Raw genomic sequence first — 22515 nt, 5'->3', positions numbered from 1 at the left:
ATTACCATTCTCGTTTAGGGCTTGGATTGTTCTTACTACGCAACGCACACTTATCGTATCTATGTGCATCTAATTTATTATCTGGCGTCGATAAACAATCTTTATCGTTTTTTTCGCAAGAACATAGAATCAATGAACTAATTACTATAAATGCCATCATAATTTTCTCTTTCATTCAGTTGCTCCTCACCAAATTCGCTTCGGACTTGGTGTATTCTGTCCAGCTAATACTTTTTGATCGGCTACTATTTGTTGGGCTTCTTTATCGGCCTGCACCTGTGCCAGGGTTGTAGCCGCATTTTGTTGCGCCACAAGTAATGAGCGGATTTGGAGTAACTGATTTGCCTGTGCGCTGGCCAGCTGATTAGCTGCCTGAATGGCTTCCATCTGCCCTTGTGCACCGCTTGCCTGACTCTGCAATCTGACAAGGTTATCAGCATCGCTTTGGAGCATTATCTGCTGTTCATCGAGAGCCTTAAAAACAGCATCGTTTGCTTTCTTACGGGCTTCTGAGTTGTTCTGTTCTGCTTTACGAAGTGCACTAATTTCAGACGCAGCACACTCATCATTACTATTAAAACATGGCGAGGATTTATAGTAGTTAATGTCCTGATAGCGCTTCAGATATGAATCCAGGCTACCCGCCTGATCCTTGTAGTAGTTCAGTGTGTCCTGCGCCTGCAGGAGTTTATTAATCGTTGTGTTTGTCTGGTCCCATATATATGCGGCAGGTGCGACTGTATTTTGTAACATGTTTTCGTATTGCTGCAGTTGCGTCTGGTATTGCTGGATTTGTTTTGCCACTGACTGAACGTTGTTGACTGCGCTGATTGTGGTCTGAACCACGTTAGTTCCATCAATAACAGGAATGCCTGCTTTCACCGGAAATGCCACGATGGACGCCACGAAGGAAGCTACTAAGGCATTTTTAGCGGCTAAAATGCCTCTCTGCGATGAAAATACTCGGAGCATAAATTTCATTTGCTTACCTCAATTTCAAGTGATTAATAACATTGAACTCTCGGACTGATAACAGATGCTGATATATAGGAAGCCATGCATTTATTTATCCAAGATTCTATCCATAATATTCCTTAGTTCTTGACTAGTTGATTCTATTTTCGCAAGCAACGTTTTTATCATTGTCGGCGAAAAATTCACCGTGCGAGGATCTTTAGCCAGCCACAATTTAAGTAACCCACCAAGTCGACCGAGATCAGCATTTACTCGGCTCAGTTCATTAACCTGTTTTATGTCGACGATAGAATCAACTTGATAACCCATTGCAACTCTACGAACAAAACCGGTAACACTTAATCCAGATGCTTCTGCATTTTCTTGGATGAGAACTTTTTCTTCGGGTAAACAGTAAACTTTTATTGGCGTACTATTTTTTCTAGTCTGCGTAACTTTCATATAACTCTCCATACAGGCGGTAGCCTAGCAGCCTCGCAGAGCAGGACTGCCTTGAGCCGCGATGCGGCGAATAGGGAGTGGTAAAGTTGGAACACCCCAGCGGTGGGCCTACTTTACATGTCCTGCCCTCCAGTTGCCGTAGTATATCTGTGCACGTCGATGTGTATTTCGGTGTATATGTTGTGTTTCCTTAGAGTATTGATGCAGGATTCCTCGAGTAAAGTCATTCGATATATAGTGAGCCTCGGTCACTGTCTCAGTAGATATAAACTCAGCCATAACTGATTTCATCGCCCCTAACTCCTAAGAAAAATCATCGGATTTTAGCAGCTAAAATTTTTAAAGCCCCACTATAAGGGCTAACTAATTGTTTTTTCATGACAAAAAAATCTACCTCATGTGTCAATAATACAAATACAAGTTATAAATGCTTACAGCGCAAATCGTTTTCATAAGAAACAGATGACATTTAAAAAATGTATTTTTAGCTAAACAAAACTCAATAAAAAATCAACATTGAAAAATTGAACCGTGGTAATTAGGAATGCAATTAGACCCCATCGAATTTATCCACAAAATCTATACCTTAACTACAGGTTAATTTTTATATAGGTTAAACCTACAGGTAAACACTATAGGATGCCATGCAACCCTTTGTTACCAAAGCATTTATTAATCAAACAAGAGACAGAACATGCGCACCCCGAGACAAAACATGCGCAAACTTAGACAGAACATGCGCAGAATACTTTCTTTAAAGCGGGACAGAATATGCGTGGATAAGTTTCTTCATCCCCAAGCTTACACACACTTATAAAGTGCCAGATGATAGAGATTCATAACGCTTCAATATCCCTCAGTTATGTGTTTTTTCCTTCGGGGTACTTGAGGAGCACTTGGTTTTATAAGAAGTCCTTTTTCCGATGGTGTAGCGTCTAGCCCTGGCCATGCCCGCTGAACCTTTTCAAGCCCATCATTAAACCGTCGTCTAAAGTCTTTGACATCGGCATAATTAGATCCCATTTGCTCCATCAAACCTGACCAAGGGATCATTGTGACACGCTTTAAATAACTCACCCGATAAGTCGCCCAGCAATATATATCTAAGGCCATAGGAGAACGTTTAATCAGCCTCAGAACTCTCATATCCAACGGAACAGGCCTATCTACTATCAGTTGAAAAAATTTAGGCGATAGCTCTACCCAAGATTGGCTCAATAAATCACGTTCAGGATACTTTGCACTCCACCAAATATGTGAAACATCTGCGACTCTGGCTCCCATCTCGTCTTCACAAATATATCCATCTTCTTCATTTAACTCTGCCAACATAATACTAACCGTCATTTTGAATAATCGTCGCATCTGTTCACGAAGCGGGACAATAGAACCATTTTTACCACCGCTTGAGCGGAGCCCCAGTGCTTCCATAAAACGTCGCTGAGATCGTCCCAATTCAAGCTTACGTACTTCCTGCTCACTGATAATACCTTTATCTAATTTTGATTTATTTCTAATAGCCTGTGTACTAATCCAAACTAATAGTAATCGAGCATAACAACCGTAAGGCAAACCTACTGATGATGGTGCCATCATATGCATGGTTAAATTACCATTCTTACGGCTCCACTCATTCATTCTTGGCTTGCTGTGTGGAAGGGTTGCTTGAATTAAAAATCGAGCAATGAAACCAATCTCATTAGCCTCCAGAGCACTGCATTCATGTATTTCAATGAGTTTATCTACATATCTTGTATTTAACTTTACCTTATCGTTTGTCACTGAGATGCTTTTTTTCTGAGTCGTTCCCAAAGATTGAACATCTATTACATTTTTAATCGTCATGATGATTCACACTGACCACATAAAACCGGGTCTTGCTGCCTTTAAAGCAGATCTGCGCTTTGCTTCTATCCAGTTTTCAATCTCCGCTAAATCCCACGCAACACTTCGGCTCGTCAAAACAATACGCTGAGGAAACTCACCACGTTGTTCCAGGTTATAGATTGTTCGATCAGACAAAGGAATCATGCTGAGTAGGGTCTTACGATTAATTAGGGTCTTATGTGCTAGTTCTTGCATGTGTTGGCCTCCTGTTAGTTGCTGAGACCTGACTATGCCAATATTTTTCAGGCATCGAATTGGACGTTTAGGCGGATTAGGTTGAATCTTCAATTTATTTTCAAATTAACAAAGGACAGCTGCCAGCCATTACAAGTAGTTGCTAATAGACTCATTACTTAACCAGTAGTAACATAACCCTGAACTGTATATGGGGGATGTGGAAAATGGCATATATCGAAAGTGAAAAGAATATAAGTGATCGCTTAGGTATGTACTTTATCTCTGTCTGGGAAGATTGCGATACCGCTGTTGCCGCTGGCATACGGGAATTTCGAGAGCGATGGGCAAACTACACTGTACATTCAAAAAGAAAGGACCCACGAAGCCATTTGAAGGGTATTTCATCCTACGACAAACGAGAAGCGGATAAGCGCCCTATTGGAGAGCTTATCTTAGAGGTTATTGATCCTAAGGTGTCAGCATTCCTTAACTCTCTTCCTGAGAGTCATTTTCAATTCTTTCCTATCCCCTATATGAATATTGCTCACTCCCCCTTACCCTGTTCAAATGATAAATTTACCAGCACTGAAAGCGTCCCTAGTTGTTCGCATATTAAATATGGTTCTAAATTTAAAGAAGATGCTCCGATAACCAATCTAGTGATGGTTATGGGTATCAAAAATGCTCATGATGTTATTAAACAGCAACTAAGGCGTTTTGCAAACACGGAACATCAATATCGACCTATTGATCTTAAGTTTCAAGCAACCGTGGAAAATCTGCTTGAGCTTTTATGGCAGCTTCACCTTACACCGACACGCTTCAAGCAGCACAGTGCAGACACAAAACTCAATGCGCGGCGAAAGCAAACTTTCTGCGAGCTGTGTGGCCAAAGAAATGAACTTGCAGAATATTTTTATAAGCTAGATAACAATATGCTAGAACTGGAAGATGAGATAGAAATTCACAACGAACAGAACCCTGATAATCAGAAAAAACTACAACTCAGCCACAGGTATTGTTCTTACCATAAACAGAAACACAAAAATGGCTGCACCTGGAACTCCGCTTACAAGAGTGCTCTGCACTCAAAAGACCAATTCGAGAATGAATTGCAGAGATTGCAACTTCACATAGTCAGAGTCGAAGAGCTGAAAGTGATTTCAAGAGATGAACTAGTTGACCTTTATTTCTATCATTTCCTTCAAGATAAATGCGTGACTCAGAAACAAAGTGACGCATTTTTCCATTACGTTAAGGATAATTTTAAATACCCAATTGTACTCAAGGGAGAAACAAAAAGACTCATTCATGAAGCAGCCGTTCGCTTGACTGGAGTTGGTATAACTCTTGGAGCTGATGATGTCGGAAAACTGCGAGATATCGCTCGCCATATGGTTGACTCTAGATTAACAGATAGTAAGAAACGAATGCTCGTTCTTAAGAAACAAGGATTCAATCAGAGACAAATTGCAGATAAGTTAACGGAAATAGAGGGAAGAACTATTTCACCCCAAGCAGTTTCTAAAGCTTTGAGAAGTGTAAATAGTGATTTTAACATTTAAAAACATGAATCCAATCATACTATAAATGAATAAGATGGTAATATATAACACCCAATTAAAGAAAATGCATTTCTAATTAAATAGACACTTCTGACCCATCTGATAATAGAAAATAGATGAATTGAGTAGATCAAGGACATCAAAATAAACATACCTCACATCAAAAACAGCAATCAAAATAAATAAACTCCGTACGTTATTAAAATAACACTGGAACGTCCGAATTAAATATAAGAATATTCTCAACAAAGAACTGAATTATAGCATATAAAAATGCATTAACTCATGATTTAACTGACAAAATCCCTTAGTTGCGCACAACACAATCTTAAAATCCACTATAAACGAAAAACATAAATTGTATATTGCCAACAATAACCAAGAATAATAGTCAACTAAAAAGGATAACAACCAAAGTAGTGACCATTCAATATTTTTTTGCGTACGATTCCAGATCGTATACCACTTGAATGAAGAGATCAGCAAGTCCAACCCCATATTTCTCTTGTGTTTCAAGCAGGTTTTCCGAATTTTTTAGAGCATCATGCAGCTGTCCAAGCCCATCGGTCAAATCGTCAAAACTATGTGAACATTGTTCGATTAGATTCAACAGCTCACCTTTATTTGGTGTGTATCCTAATTGATGAGCGAATTTATTCCTCATCTTGTTAATACTTTGCAAACAACTAGCCACTTCATCTGGTATTAATTCCAAAGAGTTAATAAAAGCAATTTTCCTGCTATGGGTCAATGAAAGAAAATGCTGTTTAAGCTTAACGTCATAGCTTAAAACTATCTCTTCGAGAAGATGTTCAACTACTAAGTGACCAATAACAAATCCTGTCAGCAAATCCGAATCCTCGATCCTATGGAACAAGAATTCCTCGTACTCATTTATATTATCTGACATTGTAACTTGGCTCCCTAATGCAACGAATTACATTTACCATCCCTAACCCTTTATTGCTGGTTCCACAAGATAATCGACAAGGACAACAGGTGAAAAAATTCTCATACTAGATAGCTGTAATCAGGAACACTAAAAATCTATCAGGCATGTTTTAAATTTTTACCCTCGCTATTTTAGGTTAATGCATACTAGCTTCCCAAATAATAGGCTTGCCTCTTTTGTAACAAGTAAATGTATCTAGCTTACGTTCTAAGCATTTTAATAAACTAATTGAAATTTATTAAAAGTATAATTTTCAGGGTACAAGTCACTATATTTGGCATAGTGCTGCCTGTCAAATTTGTTTTATATCTTTCCGTAGATGTGTCCGATTAAGTCTGAGCTATTACATATTACGCAACCCATTCATCTATCATATCAGCCCAATCCTGTAGCATTGATGCTCTTTGCTCTCGATATTCAGCTTTGTTGTATACCGCTCTCACCCCTTTCTGTTCATGTGCCAGGCATTTTTCTATCCAGTCAGTATTGTATCCGGCCTCATGCAGCAGAGTGCTCGCAGTTCTACGAAGATCATGGGGTCCAAATTTAATGAGTGACTGGCCTTCTTTCTGCGCCGCCTTATACGTTAAAACCATTACGCGGTTCATCGTCGCACTGCTCATTGGAGCATCGGAATCATAACGAGAAGGAAGAATGTAGTCAGAACCACCGGCAAATGTTTTCAAAGCAATCAGAATATCCATAGCCTGGCGAGACAAAAATACCAAGTGTGGGTTACGCCGTTTCATTCGCTCCTTAGGGATCGTCCACAACGCTTCAATAAAGTTAAATTCATTCCAGGTTGCATTAGTTAATTCGCTTTTACGTACCATAGTCAACAAGAGAAGCTTTACCGCAGCACGAATCTGAGGAGTTGTTCCTACTTTTTCCATGTACCGGTACATCAAACCGATCTCAGCCGGCATTAATGTTCGGTCTCTCGGCTCAAATCGAGCGATACTTGCAGGCCGTACCAAATCAGCGGGATTCTCGACTTTCTGCCCTCTTTCTATTGCCCATCGATATACTTGGAGCACAATATCACGCGTATGCACAGCTGTTGCAGGTGCCCCTCTCTCCACTATCGCATCAGTAAGTGCTCTCAAGTCTTCATGGGTAATTTCTGTAAGCTTTTGGTTGCCAAATTTTCCCTCTAGCTCTCGGGCATAGACTGAGCGACGCATATCACGGGTGGAGTCGGCCATCTGATAGCCACGCAGCCATTTCTGAGCCCAGGCACCAAAGGTTTCAGCATCTTTCGTTCTCGCCTTAGCACGGGCTTTCTCTTTGGCCGGAGACTTTCCATCAGTAACCATTCGCTTCGCTTCATTGAGACGCTCACGTGCTTCAGCTAACGTTATACCTCCTACTCCGTAGCGGCCAAAGGTAATGGTTTCTTGCCTGCCATTGATCGAGTAGTTGTAGCGAAAGGAGATAGACCCTGCGGTTGTGACGGCAACATAGAGGCCATCACGGTCATTGACTTTGTAAAGTCTATCCTTGGGTTTGAGATTGCGTAGCTTAGTATCAGTCAGCATGTTTCAACCTATTATTCTTGTTTGATACCATGCTGAGAAACCTCTAAATAATTGGAGTTTAATCCTTATAAAACAGATGGATATGAAAAATTAATACCATGCCCCATCAAAAACACTCAGCATGGTATCGGGCGTAATCCATGGCATTACCAATGAATCATACCCATCAAAATACCACTGTCAAACCATGCTTGGCGTTGCCAGACATTGCCAAAAATAACTATACCAAAAACAAAAAAAGTCCGCATTTACGCGGACTTAGATATGATTTAGTGCCTGTTAGTGCAAGACGTTTCCTGTTGGAAAATCATTCCCACTCAATCGTCGCTGGCGGCTTACCGCTGATGTCATACACCACGCGGGAAATACCATTCACTTCGTTGATGATACGGTTGGAAACGCGGCCGAGGAAGTCGTACGGCAGATGTGCCCAGTGCGCAGTCATAAAGTCGATGGTTTCAACGGCACGCAGAGAGACAACCCAGTCGTACTTACGGCCATCGCCCATCACGCCAACAGAGCGGACCGGCAGAAAGACGGTAAATGCCTGGCTGACTTTGTTGTACAGGTCAGCTTTGCGCAGTTCTTCAATAAAAATAGCATCTGCGCGACGCAGCAGGTCGCAGTACTCTTTCTTCACTTCGCCCAGTACGCGAACGCCAAGGCCTGGCCCCGGGAACGGATGGCGGTAAAGCATGTCGTACGGCAGGCCCAGCTCAAGGCCGATTTTACGGACTTCGTCTTTGAACAGCTCACGCAGCGGTTCAACAAGGCCCATCTTCATCTCTTTCGGCAAGCCGCCCACGTTGTGGTGAGACTTAATCACGTGTGCTTTACCGGTCGCGGACGCGGCAGATTCGATCACGTCAGGGTAGATGGTGCCCTGCGCCAGCCATTTCACGTCTTCAAGTTTCAGCGCTTCTTCGTCGAAGATTTCGACAAACACACGGCCAATGATTTTGCGTTTGGCTTCCGGATCGTTCTCGCCTGCCAGCTCACTCAGGAAGCGTGATTCACCTTCCACGTGAACAATGTTCAGACCGAAGTGGTCGCCGAACATGTCCATTACCTGCTCAGCTTCATTCAGACGCAGCAGACCGTTATCGACGAACACGCAGGTCAGGTTTTTACCGATCGCGCGATGTAAAAGCATCGCCGTCACAGAGGAGTCAACGCCGCCGGACAGGCCGAGGATCACTTTGTCGTCGCCAACCTGCGCACGGATGCGTTCGATAGCGTCGTCGATGATTTTCGCCGGGGTCCACAGGGCTTCACACTGGCAGATATCGATAACGAAACGCTCCAGCATGCGCAGACCCTGACGGGTATGGGTCACTTCCGGGTGGAACTGTACGCCGTAGAAGCGTTTTTCTTCGTTAGCCATAATGGCGAACGGGCAGGTTTCGGTGCTGGCAACGGTGACAAAGTCAGACGGAATAGCCGTCACTTTATCGCCATGGCTCATCCATACGTCCAGCAGCGGTTTACCGTCTGCGGTCAGGGAGTCTTCAATACCACGAATCAGGGCGCTGTCGGTCAGAACTTCAACCTGGGCATAACCAAATTCGCGCTCGCTGGACGCTTCAACATGGCCGCCCAACTGCATCGCCATCGTCTGCATGCCGTAGCAGACGCCAAATACGGGCACGCCGGCTTCAAATACATATTGCGGCGCGCGCGGACTGTTATCTTCGGTGGTGCTTTCCGGGCCGCCGGAAAGGATGATGCCGCTTGGGTTAAATTCACGAATCTGCGCTTCGGTGACATCCCATGCCCACAGTTCACAGTAAACACCGAGCTCACGCACGCGGCGGGCAACAAGTTGTGTGTACTGAGAACCGAAATCGAGGATAAGGATGCGATGTTTATGAATATTTTCCGTCATTGACGCTAATTCCGAGGCAAGTGAAACAAAATCGCCCGGCTTATAGCCGGGCGTGGAAACTTATCAGGAGCCCATACGGTAGTTCGGGGATTCCTTGGTGATGGTCACATCATGGACGTGGCTTTCCTGGATGCCCGCACCGCTGATACGCACGAATTCCGCTTTCGTGCGCAGCAGGTCGATGGTACCACAGCCGGTCAGCCCCATACAGGAACGCAGGCCGCCCATTTGCTGATGAATAATCTCTTTCAGGCGACCTTTATACGCCACGCGTCCTTCGATACCTTCCGGCACCAGTTTGTCAGCGGCATTATCCGTCTGGAAATAACGATCAGAGGAACCTTTGGACATCGCGCCCAGAGAACCCATACCACGGTAAGATTTGTAAGAACGCCCCTGGTAAAGTTCGATTTCGCCCGGCGACTCTTCGGTGCCCGCCAGCATAGAGCCGACCATCACCGCAGCCGCGCCAGCGGCGATCGCTTTGGCAATGTCGCCAGAGAAGCGGATACCGCCGTCAGCGATAACCGGAATACCGGTGCCTTCCAGCGCTTCAACCGCGTCTGAAACAGCCGTAATCTGCGGAACACCCACACCGGTAACGATACGGGTAGTACAGATAGAGCCAGGGCCAATACCGACTTTCACAGCGCTGCAACCGGCTTCCGCCAGCGCACGTGCGCCTGCGCCCGTCGCGACGTTACCGCCAATGATTTGCAGATCCGGGTATTTTGCACGGGTTTCACGAATGCGTTGCAGAACGCCCTCGGAATGGCCATGCGAGGAGTCAATCAGCAGAACGTCAACGCCTGCCGCAACCAGCGCATCAACACGCTCTTCGTTACCTGCGCCGGCGCCAACCGCAGCACCGACGCGAAGACGGCCCTGCTCGTCTTTACAGGCGTTCGGTTTACGTTCCGCTTTCTGGAAGTCTTTGACGGTAATCATGCCGAGCAGACGGAATTTGTCGTCAACAACCAGCGCTTTCTCAACGCGTTTTTCGTGCATTTTCGCAAACACAACTTCACGCGCTTCGCCTTCGCGAACGGTAACCAGACGCTCTTTCGGCGTCATATATACGCTAACAGGCTGGTTCAGGTCGGTGACAAAGCGAACATCACGACCGGTAATGATACCCACCAGTGAATTGTCTTCGGCAACCACCGGATAACCAGCGAAACCGTTACGCTCGGTCAGTTCTTTCACTTCGCGCAGAGTAGTGGTTGGCAGGACGGTTTGAGGATCTTTAACCACGCCGGACTCGTGTTTTTTAACACGGCGGACTTCCTCAGCCTGGCGTTCGATGGACATGTTTTTATGAATAAAGCCAATGCCGCCTTCCTGTGCCAGGGCAATTGCCAGGCGCGCTTCCGTAACGGTGTCCATTGCTGCGGAGAGCATCGGAATATTCAGACGAATGGTCTTAGTGAGCTGAGTGCTCAAATCGGCAGTATTCGGCAGAACGGTGGAGTGAGCGGGAACGAGGAGGACGTCGTCAAACGTCAGGGCTTCTTTAGCGATACGTAGCATGGGCAATATCTCTGACCTGGGTGGTTAAATATTGCCGTGGCATTATACAGAGCGTAACCGATTGCTTCCACATTTTTTTGCGAAAAATACTTGCGCTCATCGCTGAGCGGGTTACTATCGACTGAATAACCTGCTGATTTAGAATTTGATCTAGCTCACATGTCATCTCTTCAAAGCCCCGCAATTTTTACCGTTAGCCGCCTGAATCAGACAGTACGTAGCCTGCTGGAACGCGAAATGGGCCAGGTCTGGATCACAGGTGAAATCTCTAATTTTACCCAGCCTGCGTCCGGTCACTGGTACTTCACGCTTAAGGACGACACCGCACAGGTTCGCGGGGCAATGTTTCGCAACAGCAACCGTCGCGTGACGTTCCGCCCTCAGCATGGGCAGCAAGTGCTGGTTCGCGCGTCTGTTACGCTCTATGACCCGCGCGGCGATTACCAGATAATCGTTGAAAGCATGCAGCCCGCCGGTGAAGGGTTACTGCAGCAGAAATATGAGCAACTGAAAGCGGCGCTGTCAGCAGAAGGGCTTTTCGATCAACAGTTCAAACAGCCGCTCCCCACACCGGCCCACTGTATTGGCGTTATCACCTCGAAAACCGGCGCTGCACTACATGACATTCTCCACGTTCTGAAACGACGGGATCCCTCTTTGCCGGTGGTCATCTACCCCACCGCGGTACAAGGTGACGATGCGCCGGGGCAAATTGTACGCGCCATAGAACTGGCGAACGCGCGTCAGGAATGTGATGTGCTGATCGTCGGGCGTGGTGGTGGCTCGCTGGAAGATTTATGGAGTTTTAATGACGAGCGCGTTGCGCGCGCCATTTTTGCCAGCCGTATTCCGGTGGTCAGCGCCGTCGGCCACGAAACCGACGTGACCATTGCGGATTTTGTCGCAGATTTACGTGCCCCTACCCCCTCTGCCGCAGCGGAAATCGTCAGTCGCAACCAGACGGAGCTGCTGCGCCAGATCCAGTCTTCTCAGCAACGCCTTGAGATGGCGATGGACTTTTTCATTGCTAACCGCACCCGACGCTTTACTCAACTTAACCACAGGCTGCAACAGCAGCATCCACAACTGCGTCTCGCCCGTCAGCACACCGTACTGGAAAAACTCCGCCAGCGGATGCGTGTCGCCCTGGACAACCAGCTTAAACAGGCGACAGTGCGTCAACGCCGTGTCGGCCAGCGCCTGAATCAGCAAAACCCACAGCCGCGGATCTGGCGTGCGCAGACACGTATTCAGCAACTGGAATACCGGCTGGCGGAAAGCCTGCGTGCGCAATTGGGCGTGACGCGAGAGCGTTTTGGCAAGGCAGTGACGCACCTGGAGGCAGTCAGCCCGCTCTCGACGCTGGCCCGCGGCTATAGCGTCACCACGGCTGCCGATGGCAATGTGCTGAAACAGGCGAAACAGGTTAAAACGGGCGATACGCTGACCACCCGTCTCGCCGATGGCTGGATAGAGAGTGAAGTGAAAAGCGTCATTCCTGCGAAAAAAGCGCGCGCGTCTAAACCCCGCAGCGCGGGCTAATTCACAGCCTGGTCGGGGTCAGAAACATAATAAGAAGTGCTAATCCGGCAAACATCAAAAGCGACCAGGTGGCTCCCAGTAATGCATACAGTTGTCCAAAAACTATCGCCCCCGCCACCTGCCCTACCGCCAGCATAAAAAAGACGATACCTACCCCTGCGGCCGGCGCATTCGCCGTAGCGGACGCGCCGCAGACCAGCAGTACGCCGGAAAGCGTAATATAGCCCACGCCACAGAGGGCCGCCGCCGGAATAAGCCACCCGCTATAGCCATGACTTACCGCCAGTAGCACCAGCGGTGCGGCCATAAAAAGCAGCGACAGCCAGTAAACCGGGTTCCAGCCTGTCCGGGCAGCCAGCGCGCCGGTAAAGATGCCAGCTATTCCCGCCCCGCCGCTTACCAGCCACAGCATGCTGGTGGTTTCTTTTGCAATATGCAGATGATTTTGCAGAATATCGGGTCCGAAATTCCACCATGCCGCGCTCGCTATTCCGCAGATAAAAGCAATCAGCGCCAGCCGCCGCATTGCCTGGCACTGTAAGACCTGCCGCCAGGATTGTTCATTTTTTGCCCCCTGTGTTTTGGTCGCGGGTAAGTAGCGCATCACCGGCAGCAGGCAAAGCAGCGCCAGCACCGCGAACGCAATGCAGGCTCCGCGCCACCCAAAGGGGGTGAAAAGCAGTACCGGTACGGAAAGGATAATGCCGCCGCCAGTACCGGCATTGATAAAAGTGTTAGTGGTGGACTGCCGACGCTCTGCCACCGCCTGGCTGACCGATGCAGCCAGTGACGGCGATGCCAGCCCCGAACTCAGACCGGCGATAAACAGCCCCAGCGCAAGGAGTAGAACACCCGAAGACAATGCCAGGATCAGTAGCCCAAGTGCCGCGCAGAGTGCCGAAACGATCGCGGTGGTACGAGCGCCGTAACGCCCGGTTACCGGGGCGGCCCAGAGCGAAGAAAAACAGTAGGCGATATAGCTACAGGCGGCGATAACACCCGCAGCCCGTGGACTCAGCGCAATATCCTGTCCTACCGACGGCAGCATCAGGCCCCAGGCAAAACGCGCCATGCCATACGTCACAGCAATAAGCAAAAACCCGGTTAACGCAAGCGGTGAAATTGTTTTATCCACACCCGACCCTCTTTTCTGATTGAGCAGTTAATGATGGTCGAAACGGACAGTTTTGCCGCGTAAGGGGTAAAAATGCCGAATGTCACATAAACTTGTAGTCAGCCTTGCCAACAATCAGGAGAGCAGCATGACAGCGACACGACTTCACAGTGTTATCCCGCCCTACATCCTGCGCCGCATTATTGATAACGGCTCCGACGTACAGCAAAAGTGCGCCCGCCAGACCCTAACCCATGTCCAGACGCTCATGGCACATATGCCGGGCAAGCCTGCCGCGCCGCATGTTGCGAAAGCGGGCCAGTTGCAGCGGGACATTTATGATGCGAAACAGACTCAGGAGTTACCAGGCACGCAGGTGCGCTTTGAGGGGCAGTCATCAAATGGCGATATCGCCGTAGATGAAGCATGGGAATATCTGGGTGTGACGCACGATTTTTTCTGGAAAATTTATCATCGCGATTCACTGGATAATAAGGGCCTGACGCTTATCGGTACCGTTCACTATGGCCGCGAATACCAGAATGCATTCTGGAACGGTCAGCAGATGGTATTTGGCGATGGCGACGGCGAGATCTTTAACCGTTTCACTATCGCACCGGATATTGTCGCCCATGAGCTTAGCCACGGCGTAACGGAAACAGAAGCCGGGCTGATTTATTTCGAACAATCCGGGGCGCTCAATGAATCCCTGTCCGATGTGTTTGGCTCGCTGGTGAAACAGTATTTGCACAAACAGACCGCGCAAGAGGCGGACTGGCTTATTGGCGAAGGGTTATTGGCCGCAGGTATCAACGGCAAAGGGTTGCGCTCTATGGCAGAGCCGGGCACCGCCTATGACGACCCGCTACTGGGTAAAGACCCCCAGCCTGCGCATATGAAGGACTTTATTAAAACTCGCGAGGATAACGGCGGCGTACATCTTAACTCAGGCATTCCTAATCGTGCGTTTTACCTCGCCGCCACCGCGCTTGGTGGTTATGCATGGGAAAAAGCCGGTTATGCCTGGTATGACACGGTTTGCGACCACTCACTCGCGCAAAATGCTGACTTTGCGGCTTTCGCCCAACTGACCATTGCTCACGGTGAAAAACGGTCGGGAAAAGAGACGGCGGAAGCCATTAAACAGGCCTGGATTGAGACAGGGGTACTGTGATGAATATTCCGGAGCTCACTGAGGACGCGGTCATTGAGCTTGCCCGTGAAGGCGGAGTGGCATTTATCCCACAGTTGAGCGGTCTGAGAAGAATCGCCCTATCCGCCCTTACGCCACAGCAACGTGAGCGGGTGATTGATATTTTACAGCAAGCACTGCAGCGCGGCTTTCCACCAGGGCAGACGGACTCACCGGGGCGCGGCGACCAGCGCTATTTTCGTATTCAGATAATCTGGACTCACCACAACGAGGCGCACTATACCGATATTATCTTGCTGGTGCCGGAACAGGAGGCACCGCCTTCGCTGGTGGATCTGTGGAAAAAGGGCGAAAGCGGCGTGTGTGATTAAATGTCCTGCAGGGCAAAGATCACCCGCTTTTTGGAGATCAGACCGTGACCCTGCTGGCAGAAATAGTCCACCGCTCCGCAGGCTTTGAGCACGTCCAGCGGCTGTTGGCACTCCGGGCATAGCGCGTGAAGAGGGTAATCTTTATCACAACCATGGCAGTGACCATGTGTACCGATCAATTCCAGCGGGTTGTGGCAGGTTGGGCATTTAAGATCCATAAATATCCTCCCATAAGGTTACCCGGTAGTGATTAACACCACCGGGGTTTTTAAACTTACTTGCCTTTCTTAATATGTTTAATCAAGCGCTTACGTTTACGCATCTGGTTTGGCGTCAGCGTATTGCGTTTGTCCGCATACGGGTTTTCCCCTTCCTTAAACTGAATACGGATAGGGGTGCCCATCACATCCAGCGATTTGCGGAAGTAGTTCATCAGATAACGCTTGTAGGAGTCCGGCAGATCTTTTACCTGGTTGCCGTGAATCACCACAATTGGCGGGTTATAACCACCAGCATGCGCATATTTCAGCTTCACGCGACGGCCACGAACCAACGGCGGCTGGTGATCTTCGCTCGCCATATTCATGATACGGGTCAGCATCGCGGTGCTCTGGCGACGGGTCGAACTGTCGTAGGCTTCGCGCACCGATTCAAACAGGTTACCTACGCCGCTGCCATGCAGCGCGGAGATAAAGTGCACGCGAGCAAAGTCGATAAAGCCCAGACGGAAGTCCAGCGTCTCTTTAACCTGCTCTTTCACTTCCTGGCTGAGGCCATCCCATTTGTTCACCACGATAACCAGTGAGCGCCCACTATTAAGGATGAAACCCAGCAGGGAGAGATCCTGGTCGGAAATACCTTCACGGGCATCAATAACCAGCAGTACCACGTTGGCGTCTTCAATCGCCTGCAGCGTTTTGATGACCGAGAATTTTTCCACCGCGTCGGTGATTTTGCCGCGTTTACGCACGCCCGCGGTGTCGATCAGAACGTATTCACGCCCATCACGCTCCATCGGGATATAAATACTGTCACGCGTGGTACCTGGCATGTCATAAACCACGACACGCTCTTCCCCGAGAATGCGGTTAGTCAGCGTGGACTTACCGACATTAGGCCGCCCGACAATCGCCAGCTTGATAGGCAGATCCTGCGGGTTGAAGTCGTCTTCTGGCTCTTCTTCTTCACCCTCTTCACCCTTACCGTCATCGAACTGGGCCCAGTAGGCGGCGTTCTCATCCAGTTCTTCCGGCGGGTCGATTTCGTCCATCCACGGCAGCAGAACGTGTTCCAGCAGGCTGACAACACCACGACCATGAGAGGCGGCAATCGGGTGAATTTCACCCAGACCAAGGGAGTAAAAATCAACAACCGCCTGATCCGGATCCAGCCCGTCTGTTTTGTTGGCGACGAGGAATGTCGGTTTTTCACGCGAACGCAGGTGCTTAGCAATAGCTTCATCAGCCGGCATCAGCCCGGCGCGCGCATCCACCATAAACAGCACCACATCAGCCTCTTCAATCGCCAGCAGCGACTGTTCCGCCATACGGGTTTCTACGCCGTCTTCCGTACCATCAATACCGCCCGTGTCGATACAGATAAATTCGCGACCTTCGACTTCAGCACGACCGTACTTACGGTCACGGGTCAGCCCCGGAAAATCCGCTACCAGCGCATCACGGGTGCGTGTTAAACGGTTAAAAAGCGTGGATTTTCCAACGTTAGGGCGCCCGACCAGCGCGACCACAGGTATCATGTTTAAAGCCTCATTACTTAGAATTCAAAAATCAAAACGTCGCAACGCTGGCGACGTTTTAAAAACAGTAAAACGGCCCCTGCAACAGGAGCCGTCTTCTCACGAACGACCACCTTCGCGCGATTAACGCGTGATGGCGTACAGCGTACCGTCTTTAGCCTGGATCAGCAGTTTGCCATCCGCAGCGACAGGATCGGTCAGGAAACCGGAGCCGTCCACTTTCTGCTGCGCGACAAAACGCCCGTCTTCGACGTTAATCCAGTGCATATAACCTTCGCTGTCACCGGTCACGATGTAACCATTATACAACGCCGGAGCAGTAAGGTTACGGTGCAGAAGATCGCTTTGCGTCCACAGCGTCACGCCACCGTCAGTGGTTAACGCCAGAACACGGTCATTCTGGTCAATCATATAAATACGATTACCGTCTACAACGAAATTGCTCACTGAACCCAGTTCGCGTTTCCACATAATCTGACCGCTACGCAGATCCAGCGCCGTCAGATTACCGTTGTAAGCCAGCGCGTAAACCACGCCGTTTACAATCACCGGCGTTGTGTCTACGTCACTCAGACGGTCGATTTCCGTCGGGCCGGTTGCCTGAGAAATACGCTGCTGCCAAATCATCTGGCCCTGCTGCATCAACACGGCGCTTACACGACCGTTGTCACCACCCACAATGGCTGCGCCGTAGGCGGTAGCCGGTGCGGATTCACCACGCAGGGACAAAGACGGCATATCGAGGTTAACCGTCCATTTTACTGCGCCGTCGCTCTCATTAAGCGCCTGCAGTTGGCCGTTACTGGTATGAATCAGCACCAGGCCATCGCTGACAACAGGACGGGACAACGCTTCACCGGCAACGTTGGTTTTCCAGGCTTCGGAACCGTCGTTCGTATTCAGCGCATAAACCTTCGCTTTTTCACTGCCCACATAGACATGGCCGCCAGCAACGGTCACACCACCGGACAACAGCGCCGGACTGCTGGAGAACCAGCCGGATTTTTCTGCCAGGTTAACGGACCAGACTTCCTTGCCATCGCTCGCGCTAACCGCTTTTACCGTACCGCGACGATCGGCAGCATAGACCACGCCGCTGTCCAGCGCCGGATGTAAATTCGAATGAAAATCGCCAATACCGCTACCCACAGACGTACTCCATGCGGTAGACGGATTAAATTGGTTCGTAACCGTCGGCAGAGGGGACATTTTGACAACATCTTCTTCGCCGTTAAACAGGGAACAACCGCTCAGTAAGGTGACGGACAGCAGCCCAGGCAGAAGTAATTTACGCAATTGCATCGGGTCCCTCTTAGATGGACAAATTGTTGATTTTCATCTGCATCATTTCACTCAGCGCCGGGGAGGCGTTGTTTTTAACGCCATTCTCCCAGGCAGTGCGTGCACCTTGTTTGTCGCCTTTGCTGAGTAACGCTTCACCACGCAGGTCAGCAACAATGGCCGCCCAGCCGTCGCCTTTCACGCTATCAAGCGTTTTCAGCGCGGCATCCTGCTGCTTAAGCTGCACCTGGATACGGGCGAGACGGATGTTGATCATACCCTTAAGGTTTTCATCGCTGGTAGCGGCAAGCCCTTGTTGCAGCTGCGCGGACGCTTTTTCAAGCTCATTGCGTTCAACGTACTGCTGTGCCAGTTCCAGTGACGCCAGCGCGCCATAGGTATTTTTATTCTCTGCCGCGAATTTTTCAGCCGCAGTCAGCGTTTCAGGTTTATCAGCACGAATCGCGGTAATTGCGTTTTCGTAGCCTTGTGAAGCCGATCGCGCTGTTTCGATTTGGTGACTATTCCAGTAGCGCCAGCCAACTAATGCACCAATACCTAAAATGACACCAACAGCCAGCGCTTTGCCGTTTTCAGCAAAAAAGCGTTTGAGCGCGTCTACCTGTTCGTTGTCGTTCTCGTAAATTTCCACGCAGTCCTTCTCCTTAACGATAATTCACCGGGGAGATTAGCCCAGTAGTGTGCGCAAATGCGCCGCAACGCTGTCCTGCGTTACCGTATTTTGCTCACCAGAGCGTAAATCCTTCACTACAACGTTACCGTCAGCGATTTCAGACTCACCCAGCACCAGTGCGAGCTTCGCGCCCCACTTATCGGCACGGGCAAATTGCTTTTTGAAATTACCGCCGCCGTGGTTCGTCATGAGCTTAACATCAGGTAACGCATCGCGTACCCGTTCAGCCAGTTGCATTGCAGCGGACTGTACGTTTTCGCCCGACGCTACCAGGTATATATCGACAACGGATTCTGCTTTAAATTCCGGATTAACTGCCTGAACCAACAAAACAAGTCGTTCAAGACCCATCGCGAAGCCAACCGCCGGGGTTGCGCGACCGCCAAGCTGCTCGACCAGGCCGTCGTAACGGCCACCCGCACACACCGTTCCCTGAGAACCCAGGCTGGTGGTCACCCACTCGAAAACAGTGCGGTTGTAATAATCAAGACCGCGCACCAGACGCTGGTTTACCGTATAGGCAATACCCGCCGCCTCCAGCAGTTTGCACAGGCCTGCGAAGTGTTCGCGAGATTCTTCATCCAGATAATCACCCAGCGCTGGCGCCGAATTCAGAAGCGCCTGAATGTCCGGATTTTTGGAATCCAGCACGCGCAGCGGGTTGCTGTACATACGGCGTTTGCAATCTTCGTCCAGTTGTTCTTTATGCTGCTCAAGGAACGCCACCAGTGCATCGCGATAGTTTGCACGCGCTTCCAGGGAGCCGATAGAGTTCAGTTCGAGGCTAACATGATCGAAGATACCCAGCGCACGCCACCAGCGCGCCGTGAGCATAATCAGCTCGGCATCAATGTCCGGGCCCTGCAGGCCAAACACTTCGACACCCAACTGATGGAATTGACGGTAGCGACCTTTTTGCGGGCGCTCATAGCGGAACATCGGACCGACATACCACAGGCGCTGTTCCTGATTGTACAGAAGACCATGCTCGATGCCGGCGCGTACACAGCCCGCTGTACCTTCTGGACGCAGCGTCAGGCTATCGCCGTTGCGATCGTCAAAGGTGTACATCTCTTTTTCAACCACGTCGGTGACTTCACCGATCGCGCGTTTGAATAACGGGGTCTGCTCTACAATCGGCAAACGGATTTCATTGTAACCGTAGCTGCCGAGCACGTTTTTGAGTGTGCCTTCAATGCGCTGCCAGATGGCGGTTTCGCCAGGCAGATAATCGTTCATGCCGCGAATGGCTTGAATATTCTTTGCCACGTTTATTCTCTTTTTGAATACAAAAAATGAACCCTCAGGGCTTGCGCCTTGCGGGTTCATCATACACGGGAAGCCAGCCGCTTCCCATCACGTTATTTTTCTACCTGTTGGACATCAATACGATTAGCTTCATCCAGCATTGATGCTTTCGCACGGATACGGGCTTCGAGCTGGGTAATCATATCGTCGTTATCCAGTCTGTCTCTACGCACGCCATCTTCATAAAGGCCGCTTTTCTTGTTACCGCCGGTCACGCCAAGCGTAGAAACCAGCGCTTCGCCTGGGCCGTTCACCACGCAACCGATGATCGAAACATCCATCGGCGTGATGATATCTTCCAGGCGCTGCTCAAGGGCATTCACGGTGCCGATCACGTCAAATTCCTGACGCGAGCAGGTAGGGCAGGCAATGAAGTTGATGCCACGTGCGCGGATACGCAGTGATTTCAGGATATCGAAGCCAACTTTGATCTCTTCAACCGGATCCGCCGCCAGCGAGACACGCAGCGTATCGCCGATCCCCTCAGACAGCAGCAAGCCCAGACCAATCGCCGACTTGACCGCGCCACTGCGCGCGCCACCCGCTTCGGTGATACCGAGGTGCAACGGCTGATCAATCTGTTTTGCCAACAGACGGTAAGATTCCACCGCCAGGAACACATCGGAGGCTTTTACGCTGACTTTGAATTGATCGAAATTAAGTCTGTCCAGGTGATCGACATGGCGCATGGCAGACTCCAGCAGCGCTTGCGGCGTGGGCTCACCATATTTCTCCTGCAGATCCTTTTCCAGCGATCCTGCATTGACGCCAATACGAATAGGGATATTTTTGTCGCGCGCGCAGTCCACAACCATGCGAATGCGTTCTTCATTACCGATATTGCCTGGGTTGATACGCAGACAGTCGACGCCATATTCCGCGACTTTCAGCGCGATACGGTAGTCAAAGTGAATGTCCGCGACCAGCGGTACGCTCACCTGTTGCTTAATCAATTTGAATGCTTCTGCCGCGTCCATGGTAGGGACGGAAACGCGAACAATGTCAGCGCCAACACGCTCAAGCGCTTTGATCTGCGCGACCGTCGCGTCCACATCAGTGGTGCGGGTGTTTGTCATTGACTGCACGGCGATGGGGGCGCCATCGCCAATCGGCACATTACCAACGTAAATCCGTTTCGATTTCCGACGTTGAATCGGAGCCTGGTTATGCATGAAAAATCTCCCGCGTTGCCCGTCTGTTACTGTACTGCTGATTGTTCGGCATTGAGGGTCAGGCGTGCAACCTGGTTAGTTCTGATAAAGCGGCTCAGATCGACAGGTTTACCCTGATATTGAATCTGTACCGCAGCAGGTGCACCGATTTTGAGCTTGTAAGGCGCCTGGCCGGTTAAATTCAGCGTCGCGTCTTTACGCTGGATCCCACTGAATAATTTTTTACCGCTTGCATCACTCACTTCTAACCAGCAGTCGGCGTTAAAGTTCATGACCAGCGCATGTGCGGCGTCCGGGGAGGTAATACCTGCCTGGTCAGTCGGTAGCGGCGCGTTATTCGCGGTTGCCGATGGCTGAGTGGCAGGAGATTGGGTAACAGGTGCCTGAGAAGGTGATACAACGGCATTTGAATGCGCGGTGGTCGCAGGCGCCTGCGTCGCTGTTCCAGGGGCTGCGGCAGGGGCGGTTGGTTCAACTGGCGTAGTCGCAGCCGTATTCGGTGTTTCTGTCGGTGTGCTGGCAGCATCGTTGTTCAGCGCAACGCTCTGCCCTTCGCTGTTCCCACTGGCGTTCAGCTCTGCAGAGGACTGATCGGCCATTGTGGTGATCTCTTGCTGCTGCGCTTTGTGATTTTGCCACCACCATGCGCCTGTCAGACCAACAACCACAAACAGCACCAGCCAGGTAAAGCTCATTAACCAGCCGTCACGTTTTTTACGACGTTTACCCAGAGAAAAGGTCTGCATCGGCGCGACTTTCGCCGCCCGAATCGGTGCCTGTTTCTCAATCATCGGCAGCAGTTCTTCTTCCGGGATATGCACCAAACGCGCATACGAGCGGATGTAACCACGCAGGAATGTTGAAGCCAATTCGGCAGGAGCCTTATCGTCTTCAATATCGCGCACCGTGGAAACTTTGAGACAGAGGCGCTCAGCTACCGCCTGCTGGCTAAGTCCGAGTTGTTCACGGGCATTGCGCAGACGAACGCCCGTGGTTTGTGCTTCGTTTTGGTCGTGAGTGGCTTCAGTATTCATTCGCTACAACTGCTGGTACGTGAAAATTTAAGATTCAGGCGCGTAGTAAGCATTGCCTGGGCGCGCCGCGAAATGTCAGGGTCAGTTAAATTTAGACCGACAGTATAAGACTGTCAGGCCGGTCATAACAGAACAGCTTT

21 protein-coding genes are annotated in these 22515 nt (G+C 49.7%); 4 read left to right on the top strand and 17 right to left on the bottom strand.

What is annotated here, in order from left to right:
* Window position 1: 1 nt before the first annotated feature.
* From L2097_RS00525 to L2097_RS00505, 5 genes are all read right to left on the bottom strand, one after another.
* The gene (locus L2097_RS00525; protein ID WP_016247508.1) at window positions 2-175 is read right to left on the bottom strand and encodes a hypothetical protein; all 174 of its coding nucleotides are present in this window, start codon (window positions 173-175) and stop codon (window positions 2-4) included.
* Window positions 176-186: 11 nt separating this feature from the next.
* A complete protein-coding gene (gene trbJ / locus L2097_RS00520; protein ID WP_104659000.1) occupies window positions 187-981 on the bottom strand; it encodes a P-type conjugative transfer protein TrbJ in 795 nt (264 codons plus the stop codon).
* A gap of 81 nt (window positions 982-1062) precedes the next feature.
* On the bottom strand, window positions 1063-1416 hold the full coding sequence (traJ, locus tag L2097_RS00515) for a conjugal transfer transcriptional regulator TraJ (protein WP_104659001.1): 354 nt from the start codon (window positions 1414-1416) through the stop codon (window positions 1063-1065).
* An 846-nt stretch (window positions 1417-2262) separates the two neighbouring features.
* A complete protein-coding gene (locus tag L2097_RS00510; RefSeq protein WP_250351924.1) occupies window positions 2263-3261 on the bottom strand; it encodes a replication protein RepA in 999 nt (332 codons plus the stop codon).
* A 6-nt stretch (window positions 3262-3267) separates the two neighbouring features.
* The gene (locus L2097_RS00505; protein WP_104659003.1) at window positions 3268-3498 is read right to left on the bottom strand and encodes a helix-turn-helix transcriptional regulator; all 231 of its coding nucleotides are present in this window, start codon (window positions 3496-3498) and stop codon (window positions 3268-3270) included.
* A gap of 206 nt (window positions 3499-3704) precedes the next feature.
* Between L2097_RS00505 and L2097_RS00500 the strand changes: the two genes are divergently transcribed.
* A complete protein-coding gene (locus tag L2097_RS00500; RefSeq protein WP_250351923.1) occupies window positions 3705-5045 on the top strand; it encodes a hypothetical protein in 1341 nt (446 codons plus the stop codon).
* 427 nt (window positions 5046-5472) lie between these two features.
* Here the strand turns inward: L2097_RS00500 and L2097_RS00495 are convergent, their stop codons facing one another.
* The 4 genes from L2097_RS00495 to guaB all read right to left on the bottom strand — a co-directional run bounded on the left by L2097_RS00495 (window position 5473) and on the right by guaB (window position 10950).
* Window positions 5473-5955, bottom strand: coding sequence for a hypothetical protein (locus L2097_RS00495; protein WP_104659004.1), 483 nt, complete (start codon window positions 5953-5955; stop codon window positions 5473-5475).
* Window positions 5956-6347: 392 nt separating this feature from the next.
* Window positions 6348-7535 (bottom strand): tyrosine-type recombinase/integrase, encoded by a 1188-nt coding sequence (locus L2097_RS00490; protein WP_250351922.1) that lies wholly within the window; start codon window positions 7533-7535, stop codon window positions 6348-6350.
* Between the two features lie 307 nt (window positions 7536-7842).
* Window positions 7843-9420, bottom strand: a complete 1578-nt coding sequence (gene guaA, locus L2097_RS00485; protein ID WP_039079792.1) for a glutamine-hydrolyzing GMP synthase — start codon at window positions 9418-9420, stop codon at window positions 7843-7845.
* A 63-nt stretch (window positions 9421-9483) separates the two neighbouring features.
* Window positions 9484-10950, bottom strand: a complete 1467-nt coding sequence (guaB, locus tag L2097_RS00480) for an IMP dehydrogenase (RefSeq protein WP_039079791.1) — start codon at window positions 10948-10950, stop codon at window positions 9484-9486.
* A gap of 159 nt (window positions 10951-11109) precedes the next feature.
* Between guaB and xseA the strand changes: the two genes are divergently transcribed.
* Window positions 11110-12492 (top strand): exodeoxyribonuclease VII large subunit, encoded by a 1383-nt coding sequence (gene xseA / locus L2097_RS00475; RefSeq protein WP_250351921.1) that lies wholly within the window; start codon window positions 11110-11112, stop codon window positions 12490-12492.
* A gap of 1 nt (window position 12493) precedes the next feature.
* Here xseA and L2097_RS00470 read toward each other — a convergent pair whose 3' ends face one another.
* Entirely contained in the window at window positions 12494-13627 is a 1134-nt protein-coding gene (locus L2097_RS00470; RefSeq protein ID WP_350028989.1) for an MFS transporter, read from the bottom strand.
* Window positions 13628-13754: 127 nt separating this feature from the next.
* Here L2097_RS00470 and L2097_RS00465 point away from each other — a divergent pair, with 127 nt between their 5' ends.
* Window positions 13755-14780 (top strand): M4 family metallopeptidase, encoded by a 1026-nt coding sequence (locus L2097_RS00465; RefSeq protein WP_047369296.1) that lies wholly within the window; start codon window positions 13755-13757, stop codon window positions 14778-14780.
* Window positions 14780-15130: a protealysin inhibitor emfourin gene (locus L2097_RS00460; protein WP_047369295.1), complete on the top strand. Its 351-nt coding sequence runs from the start codon at window positions 14780-14782 to the stop codon at window positions 15128-15130. The genes L2097_RS00465 and L2097_RS00460 overlap by 1 nt, the downstream gene beginning before the upstream one ends.
* On the opposite strand, the gene L2097_RS00455 is transcribed toward L2097_RS00460, so the two are convergent.
* From L2097_RS00455 to rodZ, 7 genes are all read right to left on the bottom strand, one after another.
* Entirely contained in the window at window positions 15127-15348 is a 222-nt protein-coding gene (locus L2097_RS00455; RefSeq protein ID WP_085005438.1) for a zinc ribbon domain-containing protein, read from the bottom strand. The two genes, L2097_RS00460 and L2097_RS00455, sit on opposite strands and share 4 nt — an antisense overlap.
* A gap of 56 nt (window positions 15349-15404) precedes the next feature.
* Window positions 15405-16886: a ribosome biogenesis GTPase Der gene (der, locus tag L2097_RS00450; protein WP_085005437.1), complete on the bottom strand. Its 1482-nt coding sequence runs from the start codon at window positions 16884-16886 to the stop codon at window positions 15405-15407.
* 123 nt (window positions 16887-17009) lie between these two features.
* The gene (gene bamB, locus L2097_RS00445; protein ID WP_047369292.1) at window positions 17010-18188 is read right to left on the bottom strand and encodes an outer membrane protein assembly factor BamB; all 1179 of its coding nucleotides are present in this window, start codon (window positions 18186-18188) and stop codon (window positions 17010-17012) included.
* Between the two features lie 10 nt (window positions 18189-18198).
* The gene (locus L2097_RS00440) at window positions 18199-18819 is read right to left on the bottom strand and encodes a YfgM family protein (protein WP_047369291.1); all 621 of its coding nucleotides are present in this window, start codon (window positions 18817-18819) and stop codon (window positions 18199-18201) included.
* A gap of 36 nt (window positions 18820-18855) precedes the next feature.
* On the bottom strand, window positions 18856-20130 hold the full coding sequence (gene hisS / locus L2097_RS00435) for a histidine--tRNA ligase (protein WP_047373200.1): 1275 nt from the start codon (window positions 20128-20130) through the stop codon (window positions 18856-18858).
* Window positions 20131-20222: 92 nt separating this feature from the next.
* On the bottom strand, window positions 20223-21341 hold the full coding sequence (gene ispG, locus L2097_RS00430) for a flavodoxin-dependent (E)-4-hydroxy-3-methylbut-2-enyl-diphosphate synthase (protein WP_047369290.1): 1119 nt from the start codon (window positions 21339-21341) through the stop codon (window positions 20223-20225).
* A 26-nt stretch (window positions 21342-21367) separates the two neighbouring features.
* Window positions 21368-22375, bottom strand: a complete 1008-nt coding sequence (rodZ, locus tag L2097_RS00425) for a cytoskeleton protein RodZ (protein WP_047369289.1) — start codon at window positions 22373-22375, stop codon at window positions 21368-21370.
* Window positions 22376-22515: the final 140 nt, after the last annotated feature.

Source organism: Citrobacter sp. MNAZ 1397, from assembly GCF_023613995.1.
Classification (GTDB): Bacteria; Pseudomonadota; Gammaproteobacteria; order Enterobacterales; family Enterobacteriaceae; genus Phytobacter; species Phytobacter ursingii.
This window is presented reverse-complemented; position numbering and strand designations above follow the sequence as displayed.